The organism is Mesorhizobium sp. LNHC209A00 (assembly GCF_000502915.1).
Classification (GTDB): domain Bacteria; phylum Pseudomonadota; class Alphaproteobacteria; order Rhizobiales; family Rhizobiaceae; genus Mesorhizobium.
Map to the genome: position 1 here is coordinate 50,093 of NZ_AYWT01000005.1, position 17,940 is coordinate 68,032.

Below are 17,940 nucleotides of genomic sequence, written 5' to 3' on the forward strand. Positions count from 1 at the left end.
TGCCGCAATCATGCCGTATTGAAAAACAAACGGGAAACGAGTAGTTCTTTTCTCATCGTCAAGTTTTATTTGAGGATTGAGGCTCCATGAGCCGCTTCGATCAGGTCGCACGCTGATGGCAGCGCTCTTGCCGGGAACGCGGGCGCTCAGGACGCTGGAGGCGGCGGCCCGGCACCTCAACTTCACCCGTGCCGCCGACGAGCTCGGCCTGACGCCCGCCGCGGTCAGCCACCAGATCAAGGAAATCGAGGATCAGCTCGGCATCGTGCTGTTCACCCGCACCAGCCGCACCATCCGGCTGACGGAGGCGGGCACGGTGCTTTACGAGGCGGCGACCGACACGCTCGACCTGCTTGGCCGTGCCGTGATGCGGGCGCGCAAGATGGCGCGCGGCACCGAATTTCTGAAGGTGACGCTGGACGCGCAGTTCGCCGCGAAATGGCTGATGCGGCGCGTCGAGAATTTCCGCCAGCAGCGGCCGGGCATCGAACTCAGGTTCGACATCGCCTATGGCCTGCGCGATTTCGATCTCGACGACGTCGATGTCGGCATCCGCTTCGGCGCCGGCAAATATCCGGGGCTCAGCGCGCACCGCCTGTTCGACAACATCATTATTCCGGTGTGCAGTCCGGGCCTGCTGACGTCCGGGCCGCCCCTGCGCGAGCCGCGCGACCTGTTCAACCACACGCTTGCTCATATCGAATGGGCCCGCCAGGGCGTGACATGGCCGAACTGGCGCATGTGGATGGCGGCGGCCGGCATCAACGATTTCGACGACAGCCGCACAGTCGTTTTCGGCACATCGACGGATGCGGTCCAGGCAGCGCTCGACGGCAATGCCGTCGCGCTCGCCGATTTCGCCATGGTGGCCAACGACCTGTCCGAGGGCCGGCTGGTGCGGCCCTTCGAACTCAGCATCAGGGTTGCGCCGGAATACGCCTATTTCCTAGTTTATCCCCAAGCCATGGCCGACGATCCCCGCATTGTCGCCTTCCGCGAATGGATCCTAGAGGAAGTTTCCAGGACGCGAACGGCGGACAAACTTTAGATCGTCAGGACCGGGCGTTGTGGCCGAAGATCATGCGTCGGTACTTCTTCACGTTCCATTTCAGCTTCTTGTAGAGCAGCGGCTGCATCTTGCCGGCGACGGAAGTCTGGAAAGCGCCGTTTTCGCTGCCTTGCTCGACGATTGGCCGCTCGAACCACAGCATCTCCACCCCCAGTTTCTCGTCCATCTGCTCGATCTGGTGGTCGATCACGGTGTAGATCTTGTGTTGATCGATCCAGGCACAGCGGGCTTCGGCGACCGGACGGGTGATGAGATAGGAATCCGCGCACCTGGCATGCAGCGCCGGGTAGAGCCTCTGGCCCCTGCGCAATTTCCAACTCGGCGTGTAGTAGTTGCTGCCGTTGCCGAGATAGATGACGGCCTTGCGCATCGGGCTGCCGAGTTCGGCCAGCCCTTGCCGGAATTTGGCGACGAAGTCGCGCGCGAGGAAGACGTCATCCTCGAAGACCAGGCAATAGGGCAGGTCGGTTTCGAGGAAGTCGCGCCAGATGCCGACATGCTTCAGCGCCAGCGAGACCTGCGCCGGGTGGACAAAATCGGGAGCGACCAAGTCAGCACGAATCTCCGGGGTGATTTCCGCCCTGTCCCAGTCGGTGTAGAAGGTGACCGGCACGCCGCGCCGGTCGAACTCGCGCACGATGTGCCGGCGCCGGTCGTCGTAGCCCTGCTTGACGTGGCAGATCCTGGTGAACACCAGGTCGCGGGGAAATCCGGACTCGTCCGCCATCGTCAACGCACCGTCAGCTTGCTGCGGCGCCAAACCAGCCGATCACCGCGCCGATGATCAACAGCACGCCAAGCCAGTGACCGCCATCGATGAGGGTCAGGTCCCAGCCGAAATTCTCGTAGCGATGGTTGACCGACAGCGTCGTGGCGACGAAACCCAGCCAAAGCACGAAGCCGAAGATCAGCCCGGCCAGCCAGGTCGGCTCACCACCCGTCATCGCGCCGACGACCAGGGCCATGATGTAGGCCATCAGCAGTTCGGCGATGAAGGAGATGACGAAGGGCAGCGGCGATTTCTTCATCGTCGCCGGATCGAGCTTGGCGGCCTTCAGCCAGGGCTTGCTCAACGCCATGTACCAGGCGGCACCGAACAGCCAGGCCACGACGGCGGCGGCGATCACCGCCAGCCAATTCACTGCTGAAAAATCCATGAGTTCCCCCTCCTGTTTGGTTTTTATGGAAACGCCTGTTCGGCGATAGCGTCAAGCAGTCGCCATACCGTGGTGCGTTTGGCTTCGGCATCCTCGAGCGCCCTTGTCACCGGCACCTGATAGACGCCAAGCGGCTCCAGCCCCGATCGCGGCAGATAGGACCGGCCGGGATCGCCGACCAGAATGTCGGCGCCACGCCGTTTGAGCGTCGAAAACCACGGCATCAGCCGGTCGGCAAAGGGTTTGTCATAGAAGACGTCGCCTGCCAGGACCACGTCCCAGCCCGCGTCCGTGCCCACACAGTCCGTGCCGAGGAACCCGACGCCGACGCCGTTGGCCTCGCTGTTGAGGCGGATCGCGGTGGCGCAGAACGGGTCGATGTCGGCGGCGGTTACCTCGGCAGCGCCCGCCTTGGCGGCGGCGATGGCGACGAGGCCGGAGCCCGAAGCGAAGTCGAGCACGCGCTTGCCTCGCACCAAATCGGGATTGTCGAGGACATAGCGGGCGAGGCCCTGGCCGCCCGCCCAGGCAAACGCCCAGAAGGGCGGCGGCAGGCCGATCTCGACCAGTTCATCCTCTGTCCGCTGCCAGAGATCATGCGCTTCGTCGGCGAGGTGGAGACGAATCTCAGGCACATGCGGCGGCGCCATCAGCGCCGTGTTGTCGAGAACGAATTGCTTGGCGCTATCGGGTGAAAGTGCCGTCACGGCGCAGGCGTCAGGCCGCCCATACGGCAGACTTCCTTCCATTCGGCCGGGGTCACCGGCTGCACGGAAAGCCGTCCGAGCCGTACCAGCGCCATCTCGGCCAGTTTTGGATTGGCTTTGACTTCTTCCAGCGTCGGCGGGTTCGGCATGTCACTGACGGCGCGGATGTCGACACATTCCCAGCGCGGATCATCCGACGTGGTGTCGGGATGGGCCAGCGCGCAGACCTCGGCGATGCCGACCACGTTCAGCCCCTCGTTGGAATGGTAGAAGAAGCCGAGATCGCCGACCTGCATGGCCTTCATGTTGTTGCGGGCGGCGTAGTTGCGTACGCCGTCCCATTGCGTGCCGGCCTTGCCCTTGGCCTTCAACGCCTCGAAGGAGAAAACCGAGGGTTCGGATTTGAACAGCCAGTAGTTCATTTTCTCTCCTCCTTGCGGCTCGGTCGCGGGCGCCGCGAATTAACTAGCCGCCGGCTTGTTGAACGTCCAGTTCCACTGGCGGATTTCGATGCTTTCGAACAAGCCGGCCTTTGCGTAGGGGTCGGCGGCCGACAGAGCCCGCGCGCTGGCCAGATCGGGCGTCTCGACCACCACGAGGCTGCCATTGGGCTTGCCGTCGGCGTCGAGGAACGGACCGGCAAAGGCCAATTTCTTGTCGCCGTTCAGCCCTTCGAGAAAGGCGACATGCTCGGGCCGCGTGTCGAGGCGCACGTGCAGGCTTCCTGGCTTGTCCTTGCAAATCAGAGCAAACAGCATGGTCTTTCTCCTGGGTGATTGGATCAGAGTGTGGGCATCAATCGTTGGTTTCGGTCTTCAGCGGCCGGGTCATCAGCGCCGTCACGGCCTGCCCGATGGTGATGGTGCCGTCCAGTATGGCAGCGACCGCGGCTATGATCGGCGCATCGATTTCGCGCTCGGTGGCGATGCGGGCGGCGATCGCCGCGGTCGGCACCCCCTCGGCCAGCGGCAATCCGGAAAGAGCCTTGCCCTGTCCGAGCGCCAGCCCATAGGCGAAATTGCGCGACTGCGCCGACGAGCAGGTAAGCAGCAGGTCGCCAAGGCCGGAAAGCCCCATCAGGGTCTCGGGCCTGGCGCCGAAGGCGGCACCGATGCGGCGCAGTTCGACGAAGCCGCGCGTCACCATGGCCGCCTGTGCGCTGGCCCCGAGTCCGGCCCCGGTGACAGCGCCGGCGGCGATGGCGAAGACGTTCTTCAAAGCGCCGCCGATCTCGACGCCGATCAAGTCGTCGCTCGAATAGCAGCGCAGGTTTTCAGCCGAAAAACGGGCGGCAAGGTTTGCGGCAAGCGCCTCGTCGCCAGCGGCCACCACCACGGCCGTCGGCAGGCCGCGGGCGACATCGCTGGCAAAGCTCGGCCCCGACAGGGCGGCAACCGGGTTTGGCGGCACGATTTCCGCAGCGATTGCCGACAGCAAGGCGCCGGTGTCGCGCTCGATGCCCTTGGCGCAGAGCACGAGCGGAATGCCGGCCGGCATATGATCCCTCGCGGCGGCCAGCGTGGCCCGCAACGCCTGAGCCGGCGTCACCGTCAGCACGCAATCGGCCCCAGTGAGGGCTGCCTCCATGTCGCTCGTCGCCTCGATGCCGGGCGCGATGGCGATGCCCGGGAGATAGCGTGGGTTCTCGCCCCGCCCGATCGCGGCGACGGTTTCAGGATCACGCGCGAACAACCGCACCGTATGGCCGGCGCGCAGCATGGCCAGCGCCAGCGCCGTGCCCCAGGCGCCGCCGCCGAGCACGGCGACGTGCCAATCGCTTTTGCCCAGACCCCCGCTCTTCATGGCTCGATCGGTCATGCCTTGGCTCCGCGACGGCCGGAGCCGACCATTGGCGCCGAGACGGTGTCCAGGGGCCAGCGCGAGCGCGGCACGAAATCGAAGCCGTTCTCCTGCGCCACGCCTTCTCGCAGACGTTCGATACCGGCCCAGGCGATCATCGCCGCGTTGTCGGTGCAAAGCTTCAGTGGTGGCGCGACGAAGCTGAAACCGGCGTCAGTGCAAAGCCGCTCCAGCGTTGCCTTGACCGTGCGGTTGGCGGCGACGCCGCCGGCGACGACCAGCGCCGGATTTCCCCTGCCAGGGAATGTTTCGCGAAAGCGTTCCAGCGCGCGAGAAATACGGTCGGCGAGCGCATCGGCGACGGCCGCCTGGAACGAGGCGCAGATGTCGGCGACATCCTGGTCGCTCAAGGGCTCGATCGCTGTCGCCGCCTGGCGTACCGCCGTCTTCAGGCCGGAGAAGGAGAAATCGGGCTGTGCGGAGCCTTTCATCGGCCGTGGGAAGGCAAAGCGCGAGGCATTGCCCGACAGCGCTGCCTTCTCGACATTGGGACCGCCGGGATAGGGCAGGCCGAGCATCTTGGCGGTCTTATCGAAGGCTTCTCCGAGCGCGTCATCGATGGTGGTGGCCCAGCGCTGGTAGTCGCCAACGCCGCGCACGGCCAGAATCTGCGTATGGCCGCCGGAGACCAGCAGCAATAGATAGGGGAATTCGAGCCCGTCGGTCAGCCGCGCGGTCAAGGCGTGGCCTTCGAGGTGATTGACGGCGATGAGCGGCTTGCCGGCCGCCGCGGCGATCGCCTTGGCCGTCATCAGGCCGACGATCAGCCCGCCGACGAGGCCTGGCCCGGCGGTGGCGGCGATCGCATCGAGATCGGCCAGCGCCACGCCCGCATCGGCGAGTGCGGCCTCGACAATGCCGTCCAGCGCCTCGACGTGGGCGCGCGCGGCGATCTCCGGCACGACGCCGCCGAAGGCGGCATGTTCCTCGATCTGGGAGAGCACGATGTTGGACAGGATTTTCGGCGCGGCATCGCCCTCCAGCGCCACGACGCTGGCGGCGGTCTCATCGCAACTCGTCTCAATGCCTAGAACGCGGATCAATTCGTCGCTGTCTCCAGAGATTGTATGTCAGGGCGTTCCTCGTTAGGAGAGTGCCCGGAAACGCAAAGCCAGCCGGGGGTTATCACGGACCGCGCGCCATGCAAACAATCTTGAAAATCGGAACACGCGGCAGCCCGCTGGCATTGGCGCAGGCGCATGAAACACAGGCGCGTCTGATGGCCGCGCACGGCATGCCGGCGGAGGCGTTCGAGGTCGTCGTCATCTCGACCAGCGGCGACCGCATCCAGGATCGGCCGCTGTCGGAGGCTGGCGGCAAAGGCCTATTCACCAAGGAAATCGAGGAAGCCCTGCTCGCCGGTGCGATCGACATCGCCGTGCATTCGTCGAAGGATATGCCGACGCAATTGCCGCCCGGCCTGGAACTCTCCGCCTTCCTGCCGCGCGAGGATGCGCGCGATGCCTTTGTCGGCAAGGCGGCGAAGACGATCGCCGAACTGCCGCAAGGGGCGAAAGTCGGCTCCTCGTCGCTGCGGCGGCAGGCGTTGATCCGCCGCATGCGGCCGGATCTCGAGGTGGTGATGTTCCGCGGCAATGTGCAGACGCGGTTGCGCAAGCTGGACGAAGGGGTCGCGAGCGGCACCATCCTTGCCTATGCCGGCCTGAAGCGGCTGGGCCTGGAAGATGTTGCCACCGACTTGATGCCGCTAGACAGCTTCCCGCCGGCGCCAGGCCAGGGTGCGATCGGCATCGAGACCCGTATCGGCGACCGCGAGGTCGAGAAGATGCTGGTGGCGATCCACGATGTGGCGACCGGGCAGGCACTCGCCTGCGAGCGCGCCTTCCTGGCGGCGCTCGATGGCTCCTGCCGCACGCCTATCGCCGGCTACGCCGCGATCGAGGCCGGAAAGCTCTCTTTCGCCGGGCTGATCATATCGCCCGACGGTACGCAGTCGCACACGGTCGAGCTACAAGGGCCGGCACAGGACGCCGCCCGCATCGGTGATGAGGCGGCGCGGTCGGTGCGTGCCGGGGCCGGCGAAAAGTTTTTCGACGGCTGGCTCTGAAGATGCTCCGCGTCCTGGTCACCAGACCGGAGCCGGGTGCGTCTCGCACCGCGCGAAAGCTGGAGGAGACGGGTTTTGAACCTCTTCTCCTGCCCTTGACGGAGACGCGGGCGTTGCCGGTCGATGCCAAGGGGGTTCCGGACGACGTGGCCGCCGTCGCCATCACCAGCGCTAATGCGGTGCGCCATGCCCCCAGGGATATCATTGCGGTCCTGTCCAACCTGCCCTGTTATGCGGTCGGCAGGAGGAGCGCGGAGGCCGCGCGCAAAGCCGGCTTTCTCTCGGTCAATGAGGGGCCCGGCGATGCCGAGGCGCTGGCCGACGGCATGGCAATCGCGTTTTCCGGCAAAACGATCGTCTATCTCTGCGGGCGTGTGCGCTTTCATGCCTTCGAGCAGAGACTGAAAGCTGCTCATGTCCAGGTCCATGCCGTCGAGACTTATGGCACGCTTGCGGTAACCCATTCGGAGGAAGCGGTCCTTCAGCTGATATCCGGCCAATCCGTGGATGCGGTGCTTCTATATTCGGCCAAGGCGGCTGCCGAAATGCAGATCCTGGCCAGGCGACCGGCCCTGCATCAGACCTTTGAAAAGACGCACTTTTTCGCGCTTTCCGCGCGGATTGCCGTCGCTTTCGGCGACAGCACCGGCAAAGCAATGCACGTTGCCGCGCGGCCCGACGAGGAGGCGCTGCTGGCACTTTTGCGGGCACGGCCCTGACCCGCGTCATCACACCGCCCCTTTTCACCGCTTGGTGATGTGCTAGACCCTTTCTGAACCATCACGCGCCGCCAGGCGTTGAGACGAAGCGAATTTGCGGAGCCCCTGCATGGTCAAGACGCCGAAGATGCGACACTCGAAAGGCCGCCGCGAGCCGGTGACCATCGATCTCGATCCGGGCGCCGTCTCACGCATCGTCGACGAGGATGCCGCCAAGAATACCGCTCAGACCGACGAGGCGAAGGCCGAGGAGGCGGCGAACGCCTCGCGGCCAGAGCCCCCGGAAGAGCCGGTACATGACGACCAGACCGATCTCGAACCTTGGGAGCATGGCGATGCCGCCGCCGGGCAGCCTGGCACCGANCCGGTACATGACGACCAGACCGATCTCGAACCTTGGGAGCATGGCGATGCCGCCGCCGGGCAGCCTGGCACCGAAGTGCCACCGCAAGCCGAGGCCAAAGCCACTGAGCCGGAAATGCCTTATCCCGGTACGGATACATCCCCCAACCGCGCCAAGGCTTTCGACTACAATTTCGAGGATGCAAACGCCAAAACCGCAGAGACCAAGGCGGCTTTCGGTAAAACCGATTCAAGGAGCGAACCGATGGCCACGCAGCCGAAGCGGGGCGGCCTCAACGGCATCGCCGCCGGCATCATCGGTGGTGTCATCGCCCTGGTCGGGGCCGGTGGCCTGCAATTTGCCGGCGTGCTCGGTGCGCCGCGTGCCGCTCCCGGTGCCTCGCTAGACGGCGTCAATGGCGAGATCGCCTCGTTGAAGAGCGAAATCGCGGACATGAGGGAAGCCGGCGGCAGCGGCGGTGCATCGGCCAAGGTCGACGGCCTGTCGTCGGCGCTGGATCAGGTCAAGAGCGATGTCGCGGCGCTGAAATCAGCGGTCGAACAGGGTGGTGCGGGCGACAATGCCGGGCTTGCCGCGCTGGGCGACAAAGTCAAGCAGATCGAAACCACGGTGGCAGCCCTCGGCAAGGCCGGCAGCGCGGCGCCTGTCGATCTCGGCCCGCTCAACGAAAAGCTGGCGGGTCTCGATGCGCTGGTGAAGTCGACGGGCGAGTCGGCGAAGGCACAGGAAGGCCGTCTCTCCGCGCTGGAGCAGTCGGTGTCGCAGCTTTCCGGCAAGGTCGATGCGCAAGCGTCGCAGCCAAAGATCGCACTCGCCATCGCGGCCTCGGCGCTGAAGGCGGCGCTCGACCGCGGCGCGCCGTTTTCGGCCGAACTCGATACGCTGGCCGCGATTTCGCCTGATGCGCCCGAACTCGCGACCTTGCGGCCCTATGCCGAAAAGGGCGTGCCGACCCGTACCGAGATCGCCTCGAAGATGGATGCCGCCGCCAATGCCATGGTCGCCGCCGCCACGCCGGTCGATCAGAATGCCGGCGTCCTTCAGAACCTGATGTCGAGCGCTGAATCGCTGGTCAAGGTCCGGCCGATCGGTGCCGTCGAAGGCGCCGGCGCACCGGAAATCGTGGCGCGCATGGAGGTTGCGGTCACCCAGGGCGACTATGCCAAGGCACTCAGCGAATATGACACGCTGCCTGCAGCCGCGAAGGCCGCAGGCGCCGACTTTGCCGGCAAACTGAAGGCGCGCATCGAGGTCGAAACCCAGGTCGACGCGCTGATCTCCGGCGCGATGAAGGCATGAGGGCAACACGATGATCCGCCTGCTCGCCTTCCTCATCGTCGTCTTCGCGCTCGGGCTGGGCTTTGCCTGGCTGGCCGATCGGCCGGGCGACATGGTCGTCACCTTCAACGGCTATCAGTACCAGGTGAGCCTCATGGTGGCGGCGGTTGCCGTCGTCGCTGTCGTCGCCGCGGTGATGATTGTCTGGTGGCTCATCAAGTCGCTGTGGAACAGCCCCTACACCATCTCGCGTTATTTTCGCGTGCGCCGCCGCGACCGTGGCTATCAGGCGCTGTCGACCGGCATGATCGCCGCCGGCGCCGGCGACGGGGCGCTTGCCCGCAAGAAGACCAAGGAAGCAGCCAAGCTGATCCGCTCCGACCAGGAGCCGCTGATCCATCTGCTCGAAGCACAGGCATCGCTGCTCGAAGGCGACCATGAAGGCGCGCGCCAAAAATTCGAGAGCATGCTCGACGATCCCGAAATGCGGCTGCTCGGCCTGCGTGGGCTTTACCTGGAAGCCGAACGCCTGGGCGACCGCAACGCCGCCCGGCACTACGCCGGCCGTGCCGCCGCAGTGGCGCCGCAACTGGCCTGGGCGGCCGAATCGACGCTGGAGGAACTGACCGCGCGCGGCGACTGGGATGGTGCACTGAAACTGGTCGACGCGCAGAAGTCGACGCGGCAGATCGAGCGTGACGCCGCCAACCGCCGCCGCGCCGTGCTGTTGACCGCCAAGGCGCAGTCGCTCGCCGACAGCGATCCCGCGGCTGCCAGGACAGCGGCGATCGAAGCCAACAGATTGCAACCGGATTTCGCCCCCGCCGCCGTTGCCGCCGCCGCGGCGCTGTTCAAACAGAATGACGTGCGCAAGGGCTCGAAGATCCTCGAAGCGGCGTGGAAGGCCGACCCGCATCCCGAAATTGCCGAGCTCTACACCCATGCGAGGCCGGGTGACGCCGTGCTCGATCGGCTGAACCGGGCAAAGAAGCTGCAGGAAATGAAGAAGAACCACGCCGAATCGTCGATGACGGTGGCGCGTGCCGCGCTCGACGCGCAGGATTTTTCAACCGCCCGCCGTGAGGCAGAGGCCGCGATCCGGATGGACCGACGCGAGGGCGCCTATCTGCTGCTCGCCGACATCGAGGAGGCCGAGACCGGCGATCAGGGCAAGGTGCGGCAGCTGCTGTCCAAGGCGGTGCGAGCCCCGCGCGATCCCGCCTGGGTCGCCGACGGCGTTATCTCCGAGCGCTGGGCGCCGGTCTCGCCGGTCACCGGCCGGCTTGACGCGTTCGAATGGCGCGCGCCGATGGAGCGGCTTGGCCAGCTGATCGACAGCCGCGATGAGCCGGACGCCCCGGCAGTGGCCATCGAGGCGCCGGGCAGGCCGGAAAGGCCGGTCGAGGTGATCGATCACGCCGCACCGGGCGACGAGGCGACGGGCAAGGACGCCGAAAGCCGCGAGGATCATGTCACACCGGTCACGGCCGCCGCCTTTGCCGCGGTGCCCGCCGACGCCGAGGCCGTCGAGCCGGCGGAAGAACTGGCGCGGCTGCCGGACGATCCAGGCGTCGATCCGGACGACGAGGCGGAAAAGTCGCCCCGCCGGTTCCGGCTGTTTTGATTTTGGGCAGGCCGTTGGGCCGTTTGGGAATGAATTGATGTTCGAGCGCGTTCTGTCGTTTCTCAGGGATTTGCCGGCCGGCTCCGGCAGCCATGCCAGCACGGACGATCCGCGCGTCGCGGCCTCGGCGCTGCTCTACCATGTGATGAATGCCGACGGCGTGCGCCAGGATGTCGAATGGGAGCGGTTCAAGGCGGTGCTGGCGCAAAGCTATTCGATCAGCGGCGCCGAACTCGAAGCACTCGCCGCCGCCGGCGAGCGGGCTGACAACGAGGCGATCGACCTCTACGCCTTTACCAGCGTGCTCAAGCGCCACCTTGACGCGGAGGGGCGCAAGGCGTTCATCGGCCTGATGTGGGAGATCGTTTATGCCGATGGCGAACTGCATGAGCTGGAGGACAACACGGTGTGGCGTGTCGCCGAGTTGATCGGTGTCGAACGCCACGACCGCGTCGAGGCGCGGCGCAAGGCGGCGGCGCACGCGCCGGGCGCCACCGGAACATCCTCGGACGAATAGGATTTTCGCCGTCCCATGCCGCGCCAGACGAGGTCGAAACCAAAAATCCTGATCGTGCTGTATCAGGAGAATTCGAGCCCCGGACGCGTCGGCCACATGCTGCTCGAAGAGGGCTTCGATCTCGACATCCGCCGCCCGCCGCTCGGCGACGCCTTGCCGGGGACACTGGATGGCCACGCCGGCACGGTCGTCTTCGGCGGTCCGATGAGCGCCAATGACGAGGACGAGTTCGTCCGTCGCGAGACCAACTGGCTGCAGATTCCACTCAGGGAGAACCGGCCACTGCTCGGCATCTGTCTTGGGGCGCAGATGCTGGCCAATCATCTCGGCGGCAAGGTCGAGGGCCATGGCGAAGGGCTGGTCGAGATCGGCTGGTATCCGCTGAAAGCGACCGAGGCTGGCAAGAAACTGATGCACTGGCCGGAGATGGTCTACCAGTTCCATCGCGAAGGCTTTTCGCTGCCGTGCGACGCGACGCTGCTGGCCACGAACGAGACCTATCCCAATCAGGCCTTCCGCTATGGCGATAATGCCTGGGGCATCCAGTTCCACGGCGAACTGACCCGAGTGATGATGCAGCGCTGGGTAGTGCGCGGCGCCCATCGTTTCGAACTGCCGGGCGCTCAGCCCGGCCGCGACCACCTCGGCGGCCGGCTGATATGGGACATGCATTTGAAGCGCTGGCTCGACGAGTTTTTGCGCACGATTTTTGGCGAACCTGTGGCGCGGTAGTGCCTGGGCCGGCGCTTTGACCGCCGACTTATGACAGCGGGCCTTCGAGCCTAAAAACTAGTCCGAAAACGTTACGCTCACGCCGCGCTGCCGAAAATAAGCCTGCATCAACTTGCGGCCCGAGCGGTTGCTCTGCGCCAATTTGGCAGGATCGAACACCGCCTGTTTTATCCCTTCTCGCCCCAGCGCTGCCTTGAGCGTCGCGATATGGACATCGATGTCGGCATTGTCCGCCCGGAGCGACGCGTAGATATTTTCGGTCGCTTCGGCCACGGTCGGTTCGCTCACTTGTGTCGTCCTTTGGTTGGTTCGGCGGGGGCTTAGCATAGATTCGCTGCCCCGTCAGTTTCGTCCTTTGAGGTGCCTCACCTTGCGCAGCGCCGGGAACAGATAGGCCCACAGGCCGGCAACCGCGACGGCGCCGACGCCGCCGATCACAACCGCCGGAACCGTGCCGATCAGCGCCGCCATGGTGCCGGCGCGAAATTCGCCGACCTCGTTGGAGGCGCCGACGAAGACTTGGTTGACGGCGTTGACGCGGCCGCGCACCTCGTCGGGCGTCCACAGCTGGATCAGCGTTTCCCTGATATAGACGCTGAACATGTCGGTGGCGCCGAGCAGGGCAAGTGCCACAATCGAGAGCCAAGTGAGGGTCGACAGGCCGAACAGCACGGTGCAGGCGCCGAACGCCGCCACGAAGCTCAGCATGATCTTGCCGGCGCGGTCGCGGATAGGATGGCCCGCAAGCCAGACGGCGACGCAGATCGCGCCGATCCCCGGTGCCGAGCGCAGCAGGCCGAGGCCCCAGGGGCCAAGCTGCAGAACATCGCGGGCATAGACCGGCAGCAGCGCCGAGGCGCCGGACAGAAGCACGGCGAAGAGGTCGAGCGAGATGGCGCCGAGCACGATCTTCTCGCTCCAAATGTAGCGGAATCCGGCAAACAGCGTCTCCATTGTCGGCTTGTCGGTGGCGGTCTGTTGCNGGAGTTCAGACGTGTGCTCTTCCGATCTTCTTCTCGCTCCAAATGTAGCGGAATCCGGCAAACAGCGTCTCCATTGTCGGCTTGTCGGTGGCGGTCTGTTGCGCGGGCTTGGGGATGGTGAAGATCAGCAACGCGGCGGCGAGCATCAGGACCGCGGCGGTCGCATAGGCCATTTCCGCCGACACGCCATAGAGCAAGCCGCCGGCGACCGGGCCGACAATCGTCGCGGTCTGCCAGGCGGAGGAGTTCCAGGCGATGGCATTGGCGAAATCGCGCTGCGGCACGAGATTGGCGAACAGGGAGGACGAAGCCGGCCCGTAGAAGGCGCGGGCAATGCCGAACATGACCAGCACGGCGAAGATCGGCAGCGGGGTCGTAAGGCCGCGCAGGGTCAGAAACAGCAGAGCCAGCGCGCAGGCGCCTTCGACCAAGGTCGCCAGCGTCATGATCAGCCGGCGGCCGAAACGGTCGGCGACGACACCTGTAACCAGCACCAGAAGCAGAGACGGCAGGAACTGGACGATGCCGACAATGCCGAGATCGAACGGGTCGCGCGTCAGATCATAGACCTGCCAGCCTACGGCCACTGAAACGATCATGGTCGCGAAAGTGGTGAGAAAGCGCGCCGTCCAGTAGCTGAGGAAGGCTCTGTGCCGGAAAGCCGCGTAACGCTGCTCGGGCAAGGTTTGTTCTGGTATCATGCAGTGAGGCCCCGTTGCTGTGGGCATCGGCGCGCGGGGCACTTCCCGAATGGGCGCTGTTCGACCAATGGAACTTGGTAAAGTTCGGGGCGGATATGCTTTAAAATCAAACCCGGATCAAGCGACTTTCGATCCGCACCACCGATAGCACGCGGAAGTTACTGCCGCAGCGCAGCTGAAATCGCTTCCAGCCCGCCTTTCAAGTCGGCCTCCGTCGGCCAGCCGAAGCCGACGCGGAAAAAGCGCTTTTCCATTTCGAACCAGTGGCCGGGCCCGACATAGGTGCGGTGATCTTCCAGCAGCCTGACATAGAAGCCGTCGAAGTCGAAGCCGGGTTCGACATTGAGGCGCGGGAAGCCGACGACACCGCCGTCGGGCCGCACCCAGTCGACCAGCGGCTCGCGGTCGATCCAGGCCTGGACGATGTCCCGGCGGCTGGCCATTTCGGGCAGCAGCTTCGCCAGGAAAGCGTCGCGGCCCTCCAGCACGCCGCGCGCGATGCCTTCGTCGACGACGCTGCCGCAGATGCCGATCTGCTCCTTGGCGGCCAGAAATGTCTCCTGAAGGGCCGCATCCCTTGTGATCAGCCAGCCGATGCGGATGCCGGGAATGCCGAAGGCTTTCGACAGCGACGAGACGCTGATGGCCTTTTTGCTCAGCGAGGCCGCCGAAGGCAGCCGCCTGCCATAGGAGAGATCGCGATAGGTTTCGTCGACCAGCAGATGGCAGCCGCTGGCCTCGGCGAGCGCGACCAGCGCGTCCAATTCGGTACGGCTCATCATGGTGCCGGTCGGATTGTGCGGGCAAGTAACGCTGATCAGCTTCGTGTTCGGCCGCATCGCGGCCTTGACGCGCTCGACGTCGATGGCGAAGCTTTCGTCGAAGGCGAGGTCGACAAAGCTGATGGCGCAGCCGATCGCCCGCGGCGTTTCGATGTTGGTGGCGTAGTTGGGCCGGATGACGACAAGGTGATCGCTGGCCGAGAGCAGCGAGGTGGCGATGATGAACAACGCGCCGGCCGCACCCGCCGTGACCAGCACATCGTCGGGCGCGATGCCAGCATCCTGCGCGGCGATCAGCGCGCGCAATTCCCTGTCGCCGCGATGCTCGCCATAGAAAAGGGTCAGATCAGGCAGCGAGAGGCCGATGTCGGAAAGTTTCTGATCGGCGATCGAACTTTCGGAGAGGTTGTAACGGATACGGTCGTAACCGTACTCCTCCGGCGCTTCTTTCTCGATCACCATTCTGGTGTAGTTCATGGCTCCCCCAGATCGTCTTGTCTCGGGTTATCCAAGCCACAAAAGCACGAAGCCTGCCAAGGCGAATTCGCCGGCAGGCTTCTGTTCCAGTCGTTCTAACGATTGGCTCAGCGTCAAATCGCCTCAGGCCAGGACTTTGGCCTTCCGGCCTTTGCCTTTGACGGGGGCGACCACGGCGGCCTTGCGGCCGAGGCCGATCGACTTCGCCAGTTCGGAGCGCGAAGCCGCGTAGTTGGGGGCAACCATCGGATAGTCCGAAGGCAGGCCCCATTTGGCGCGATAGGCGTCCGGCGTCAGGCCGAAATGCACACCGAGATGACGCTTCAGCGATTTGAATTTCTTGCCGTCCTCGAGGCAGATGATGAAATCCGGCGTCACCGACTTCTTCGGGTTGACGGCCGGGACCAGCGGTGCCGCCACGGGGGCGACCGGCTGGCCGAGCCCGCTGATCGAGGCGCTAACGCTGGCGATCAGCTCGGGAAGGCCGGACGCGGGCAGGCGATTCTTCTCTACATACGCGGATACGATATGGGCCGTCAGTTCGAGAAGGTCGAGGGTCTTGCTGGCGTGGCTGTTTTCGTCGGTCAATCTATTTCCTCCATCCATGGCGCATAACCTCGAAAATGGGGCCGTTTTCAAAAAGGATGATGCGCAAAATTAAAGTGAGTCGTCTTCGAGCGTCGCGCGCGACGCGATGTAGTCGGGCTGACTTCCTAGTCGGCAAATCTGCACAATGCAATCTATCGGCGCGACATCACACGGCATTTTGAACAACTATACTAAACTGTAATAATATCAGACGATCAGCGCCTTGTCGCGCCACAGACGAAATCCGCCTTCAAAGGCGCGTGTGTTGTCACCGCGCCTGGAGTCAGGGGGCAATTCGTCGAGCTTGTCGACATTGCCGCCGCCGATGACGACATAGTCTGGCTGCAGGGCGGCGCGTAGCCGGTTGACGACGTCGAAGACATGACCGCGCCACTTCTTCTTGCCGCGCTTTATGAGGCCGCGTTCACCGACATAGTCCTCGAAACTCTGGCCTTTTCTGTAGGGAAGGTGGGCGAGTTCCATCGGCTGGCCGACATTGTCGAGGACCATCGCCGCACCGAGGCCGGTTCCGAGGCCGAGGAACAGCATGCGCCCGCCCTCATAGCTGCCGAGGGCCTGCATCAGCGCGTCGTTGACCACCTTGACCGGCTTGCCGAACTCAGCGGTGAAATCGAAGCCAGCCCAGTCCTTGCCGAGATTCATGGGATCGAGCACCGGCTTGTTTTGACGCACGGGGCCCGGATAGCCCATCGAGATAACGTCGTAGGTCAGGCCGTCGGCGAGCTTCTTCACCTTGTCGATCATCTGCCTTGGCGTCAGGTCAGGCCCGGAATCCGTCCGGCGCTCGGTGCCACCGTCGCTGGTCAGGATCTTGACGTGCGACCCGCCAATGTCGATCGCCAGCACGACCTGCCCGGTGTCCGACGCAGCCTTCTTAACCACCTTGGCCATCTCGTCCCCTCCACTCATGCGACCGGGTCGATCCAGCCATTGGGCGGCCCGAAGCCGGCCATGGCGTCCGCTGGCCCCCACGTCCTCGGCTCGTAAAGATGCGGCGGCGTGGTGTCGCCGAGCACCGGACCGACGATGCGCCAGGCGAGTTCGGCGGCGTCCTGGCGGGTGAAGAGCTGGCCGTTGCCGTTCATGGCGTCGCCGATCAGCCGTTCATAAGGCGGCATGTCCCCCTTCGAATCGTCGAGCGCGGTGAGTTCCACCTGCTCGCCGATCATGTCGTCGCCGGGCGCCTTGCGCTGGGCGCCGATGGCGATCATCACCTGCGGGTCGATGCGGAAGCGGACGTAATTCTGGTCGGCGGGTTTGATCGGGTCGAAGACATCGAGCGGCGGCCGTTTCAGCCGCACCACCACCTCGGTGACATGCACCGGCATGTTCTTGCCGGCGCGGATGAAGAACGGCACGTCCTGCCAGCGCCAGGTGTCGACGAAAAAGCGTACCGCCGCGAAGGTCTCGACCGGCGAGTTCGGCGCCACGCCGGGCTCGGCGAGATAGCCGGTGAACTGGCCGCGCACGACATCGTCTTTCGTCAATGTCCGGATGGCGCGCAACACCTGCACCTTCTCGTCGATCAGGTCGTCGGCGGAGCGGCCGACCGGCGGCTCCATGGCCAGGAGCAGGAGGATGTTGAGCAGATGGTTCTCGATGACGTCGCGGATGGCGCCGACATCGTCATAGAACCGCCCGCGCCCCTCGACGCCGAAATCCTCTGCCATCGTGATCTGCACGCTCTCGACGTAATTGCGGTTCCAGATCGGCTCCAGCAGGGAGTTGGCGAAGCGGAAATAGAGCAGGTTCTGGATCGCCTCCTTGCCGAGATAGTGGTCGATGCGGAAGATCGACTGTTCGTCGAACACCAGGTGCAGCACCCGGTTCAGCCAGCGCGCCGACTGCAGATCGTGACCGAACGGCTTTTCGACCATCAGCCGCGCGCCATGCGCGGTGCCGGATTGCTCCAGCCCTTGCACGACGGTCTCGAACATGGACGGCGGCACCGCCATGTAATGCAGCGGCCGCTGGGCGCTGCCGAGTGCCGTCTTCAGCTTCTCGAAGGTTGTGGGATCGCGATAGTCGCCGCTGACATAGCGCAGCAGCGACGCGAACTTGGCGAAGACCGTCTCGTCGACGGCGCCGAGGGCATGGACGATGCCGTCGCGGGCGCGGTCCTGCAACTGCTTCAAGTCCCATGCATCGAAGGCGACGCCGATCACCGGTTCGGTGAGCGTGCCCTTGGCGACCATCTGGTAAAGCGCTGGAAATATCTTCTTGTGGGCGAGGTCGCCGGTCGCTCCGAAGAGCACCAGCGTATCGGACCGTTCCTGGCTCATGCGAGCGTCTC

General features: G+C 64.8%; 19 protein-coding genes and 1 pseudogene. 7 read left to right on the forward strand and 13 right to left on the reverse strand.

All coding sequences use genetic code 11. The annotated features are described in order from the left end of the window. The first annotated feature begins 115 nt into the window (after positions 1 to 115). A complete protein-coding gene (gene gcvA / locus X739_RS151045) occupies positions 116 to 1,048 on the forward strand; it encodes a transcriptional regulator GcvA (RefSeq protein WP_023771872.1) in 933 nt (310 codons plus the stop codon). Between the two features lie 4 nt (positions 1,049 to 1,052). Here the strand turns inward: gcvA and X739_RS151040 are convergent, their stop codons facing one another. From X739_RS151040 to tsaD, 7 genes are read right to left on the reverse strand one after another with little or no spacing between them, the layout of a single operon-like run. Continuing rightward, on the reverse strand, positions 1,053 to 1,796 hold the full coding sequence (locus X739_RS151040) for a glycosyltransferase family 25 protein (protein ID WP_023771871.1): 744 nt from the start codon (positions 1,794 to 1,796) through the stop codon (positions 1,053 to 1,055). Positions 1,797 to 1,809: 13 nt separating this feature from the next. Next, complete coding sequence (locus X739_RS151035; RefSeq protein ID WP_023771870.1) at positions 1,810 to 2,226, reverse strand: DUF1761 domain-containing protein; 417 nt, start codon at positions 2,224 to 2,226, stop codon at positions 1,810 to 1,812. A 23-nt stretch (positions 2,227 to 2,249) separates the two neighbouring features. Continuing rightward, positions 2,250 to 2,933, reverse strand: a complete 684-nt coding sequence (locus X739_RS151030) for a methyltransferase (RefSeq protein WP_023771869.1) — start codon at positions 2,931 to 2,933, stop codon at positions 2,250 to 2,252. Next, entirely contained in the window at positions 2,930 to 3,355 is a 426-nt protein-coding gene (locus X739_RS151025; RefSeq protein ID WP_023771868.1) for an EVE domain-containing protein, read from the reverse strand. Before X739_RS151025 ends, X739_RS151030 begins: the two co-directional genes overlap by 4 nt. Positions 3,356 to 3,394: 39 nt before the next feature. After that, complete coding sequence (locus X739_RS151020; protein ID WP_023771867.1) at positions 3,395 to 3,691, reverse strand: YciI-like protein; 297 nt, start codon at positions 3,689 to 3,691, stop codon at positions 3,395 to 3,397. 37 nt (positions 3,692 to 3,728) lie between these two features. Continuing rightward, on the reverse strand, positions 3,729 to 4,751 hold the full coding sequence (locus X739_RS151015; protein WP_023771866.1) for an NAD(P)H-dependent glycerol-3-phosphate dehydrogenase: 1,023 nt from the start codon (positions 4,749 to 4,751) through the stop codon (positions 3,729 to 3,731). Beyond that, positions 4,748 to 5,833 (reverse strand): tRNA (adenosine(37)-N6)-threonylcarbamoyltransferase complex transferase subunit TsaD, encoded by a 1,086-nt coding sequence (gene tsaD / locus X739_RS151010; RefSeq protein WP_198026145.1) that lies wholly within the window; start codon positions 5,831 to 5,833, stop codon positions 4,748 to 4,750. The genes X739_RS151015 and tsaD overlap by 4 nt, the downstream gene beginning before the upstream one ends. A gap of 101 nt (positions 5,834 to 5,934) precedes the next feature. Here tsaD and hemC point away from each other — a divergent pair, with 101 nt between their 5' ends. The 6 genes from hemC (at position 5,935) to X739_RS150980 (ending at position 12,095) form a co-directional block, all read left to right on the forward strand. After that, entirely contained in the window at positions 5,935 to 6,861 is a 927-nt protein-coding gene (hemC, locus tag X739_RS151005; protein WP_023771864.1) for a hydroxymethylbilane synthase, read from the forward strand. A gap of 2 nt (positions 6,862 to 6,863) precedes the next feature. After that, positions 6,864 to 7,580, forward strand: coding sequence for a uroporphyrinogen-III synthase (locus tag X739_RS151000; protein WP_023771863.1), 717 nt, complete (start codon positions 6,864 to 6,866; stop codon positions 7,578 to 7,580). Positions 7,581 to 7,689: 109 nt separating this feature from the next. Beyond that, positions 7,690 to 9,243, forward strand: a complete 1,554-nt coding sequence (locus X739_RS150995) for a mitofilin family membrane protein (RefSeq protein ID WP_023794800.1) — start codon at positions 7,690 to 7,692, stop codon at positions 9,241 to 9,243. 10 nt (positions 9,244 to 9,253) lie between these two features. After that, positions 9,254 to 10,846, forward strand: coding sequence for a heme biosynthesis protein HemY (locus X739_RS150990; RefSeq protein WP_023771861.1), 1,593 nt, complete (start codon positions 9,254 to 9,256; stop codon positions 10,844 to 10,846). 37 nt (positions 10,847 to 10,883) lie between these two features. Then, entirely contained in the window at positions 10,884 to 11,363 is a 480-nt protein-coding gene (locus X739_RS150985) for a TerB family tellurite resistance protein (protein ID WP_015315071.1), read from the forward strand. 15 nt (positions 11,364 to 11,378) lie between these two features. Then, complete coding sequence (locus tag X739_RS150980; RefSeq protein WP_023794801.1) at positions 11,379 to 12,095, forward strand: glutamine amidotransferase; 717 nt, start codon at positions 11,379 to 11,381, stop codon at positions 12,093 to 12,095. A 57-nt stretch (positions 12,096 to 12,152) separates the two neighbouring features. Here the strand turns inward: X739_RS150980 and X739_RS150975 are convergent, their stop codons facing one another. The 6 genes and pseudogenes from X739_RS150975 to zwf all read right to left on the reverse strand — a co-directional run bounded on the left by X739_RS150975 (position 12,153) and on the right by zwf (position 17,929). Then, positions 12,153 to 12,422 (reverse strand): hypothetical protein, encoded by a 270-nt coding sequence (locus X739_RS150975; protein ID WP_051407630.1) that lies wholly within the window; start codon positions 12,420 to 12,422, stop codon positions 12,153 to 12,155. Positions 12,423 to 12,437: 15 nt separating this feature from the next. Then, a pseudogene (locus tag X739_RS0134390) lies at positions 12,438 to 13,076 on the reverse strand (MFS transporter); the annotation flags it as partial. An 861-nt stretch (positions 13,077 to 13,937) separates the two neighbouring features. Beyond that, positions 13,938 to 15,038: an aminotransferase class I/II-fold pyridoxal phosphate-dependent enzyme gene (locus X739_RS150970; RefSeq protein WP_023771857.1), complete on the reverse strand. Its 1,101-nt coding sequence runs from the start codon at positions 15,036 to 15,038 to the stop codon at positions 13,938 to 13,940. Between the two features lie 123 nt (positions 15,039 to 15,161). Further along, positions 15,162 to 15,626, reverse strand: a complete 465-nt coding sequence (locus tag X739_RS150965) for a MucR family transcriptional regulator (protein ID WP_023771856.1) — start codon at positions 15,624 to 15,626, stop codon at positions 15,162 to 15,164. Positions 15,627 to 15,833: 207 nt separating this feature from the next. Beyond that, positions 15,834 to 16,538: an ROK family protein gene (locus X739_RS150960; RefSeq protein ID WP_023771855.1), complete on the reverse strand. Its 705-nt coding sequence runs from the start codon at positions 16,536 to 16,538 to the stop codon at positions 15,834 to 15,836. A 14-nt stretch (positions 16,539 to 16,552) separates the two neighbouring features. After that, positions 16,553 to 17,929 (reverse strand): glucose-6-phosphate dehydrogenase, encoded by a 1,377-nt coding sequence (gene zwf / locus X739_RS150955; RefSeq protein ID WP_015315078.1) that lies wholly within the window; start codon positions 17,927 to 17,929, stop codon positions 16,553 to 16,555. Positions 17,930 to 17,940 lie beyond the last annotated feature (11 nt).

Coding starts and splice junctions, on each gene's coding strand:
- X739_RS151040 (WP_023771871.1), bottom strand. CDS start 1,796: ATGGCGGACGAGTCCGGATTTCCCCGCGACCTGGTGTTCACCAGGATC.
- X739_RS151000 (WP_023771863.1), top strand. CDS start 6,864: ATGCTCCGCGTCCTGGTCACCAGACCGGAGCCGGGTGCGTCTCGCACC.
- X739_RS150990 (WP_023771861.1), top strand. CDS start 9,254: ATGATCCGCCTGCTCGCCTTCCTCATCGTCGTCTTCGCGCTCGGGCTG.
- hemC (WP_023771864.1), top strand. CDS start 5,935: ATGCAAACAATCTTGAAAATCGGAACACGCGGCAGCCCGCTGGCATTG.
- X739_RS150960 (WP_023771855.1), bottom strand. CDS start 16,538: ATGGCCAAGGTGGTTAAGAAGGCTGCGTCGGACACCGGGCAGGTCGTG.
- gcvA (WP_023771872.1), top strand. CDS start 116: ATGGCAGCGCTCTTGCCGGGAACGCGGGCGCTCAGGACGCTGGAGGCG.
- X739_RS151035 (WP_023771870.1), bottom strand. CDS start 2,226: ATGGATTTTTCAGCAGTGAATTGGCTGGCGGTGATCGCCGCCGCCGTC.
- X739_RS150975 (WP_051407630.1), bottom strand. CDS start 12,422: ATGCTAAGCCCCCGCCGAACCAACCAAAGGACGACACAAGTGAGCGAA.
- X739_RS151020 (WP_023771867.1), bottom strand. CDS start 3,691: ATGCTGTTTGCTCTGATTTGCAAGGACAAGCCAGGAAGCCTGCACGTG.
- X739_RS150985 (WP_015315071.1), top strand. CDS start 10,884: ATGTTCGAGCGCGTTCTGTCGTTTCTCAGGGATTTGCCGGCCGGCTCC.
- X739_RS150980 (WP_023794801.1), top strand. CDS start 11,379: ATGCCGCGCCAGACGAGGTCGAAACCAAAAATCCTGATCGTGCTGTAT.
- X739_RS150970 (WP_023771857.1), bottom strand. CDS start 15,038: ATGAACTACACCAGAATGGTGATCGAGAAAGAAGCGCCGGAGGAGTAC.
- X739_RS151025 (WP_023771868.1), bottom strand. CDS start 3,355: ATGAACTACTGGCTGTTCAAATCCGAACCCTCGGTTTTCTCCTTCGAG.
- X739_RS151015 (WP_023771866.1), bottom strand. CDS start 4,751: ATGACCGATCGAGCCATGAAGAGCGGGGGTCTGGGCAAAAGCGATTGG.
- zwf (WP_015315078.1), bottom strand. CDS start 17,929: ATGAGCCAGGAACGGTCCGATACGCTGGTGCTCTTCGGAGCGACCGGC.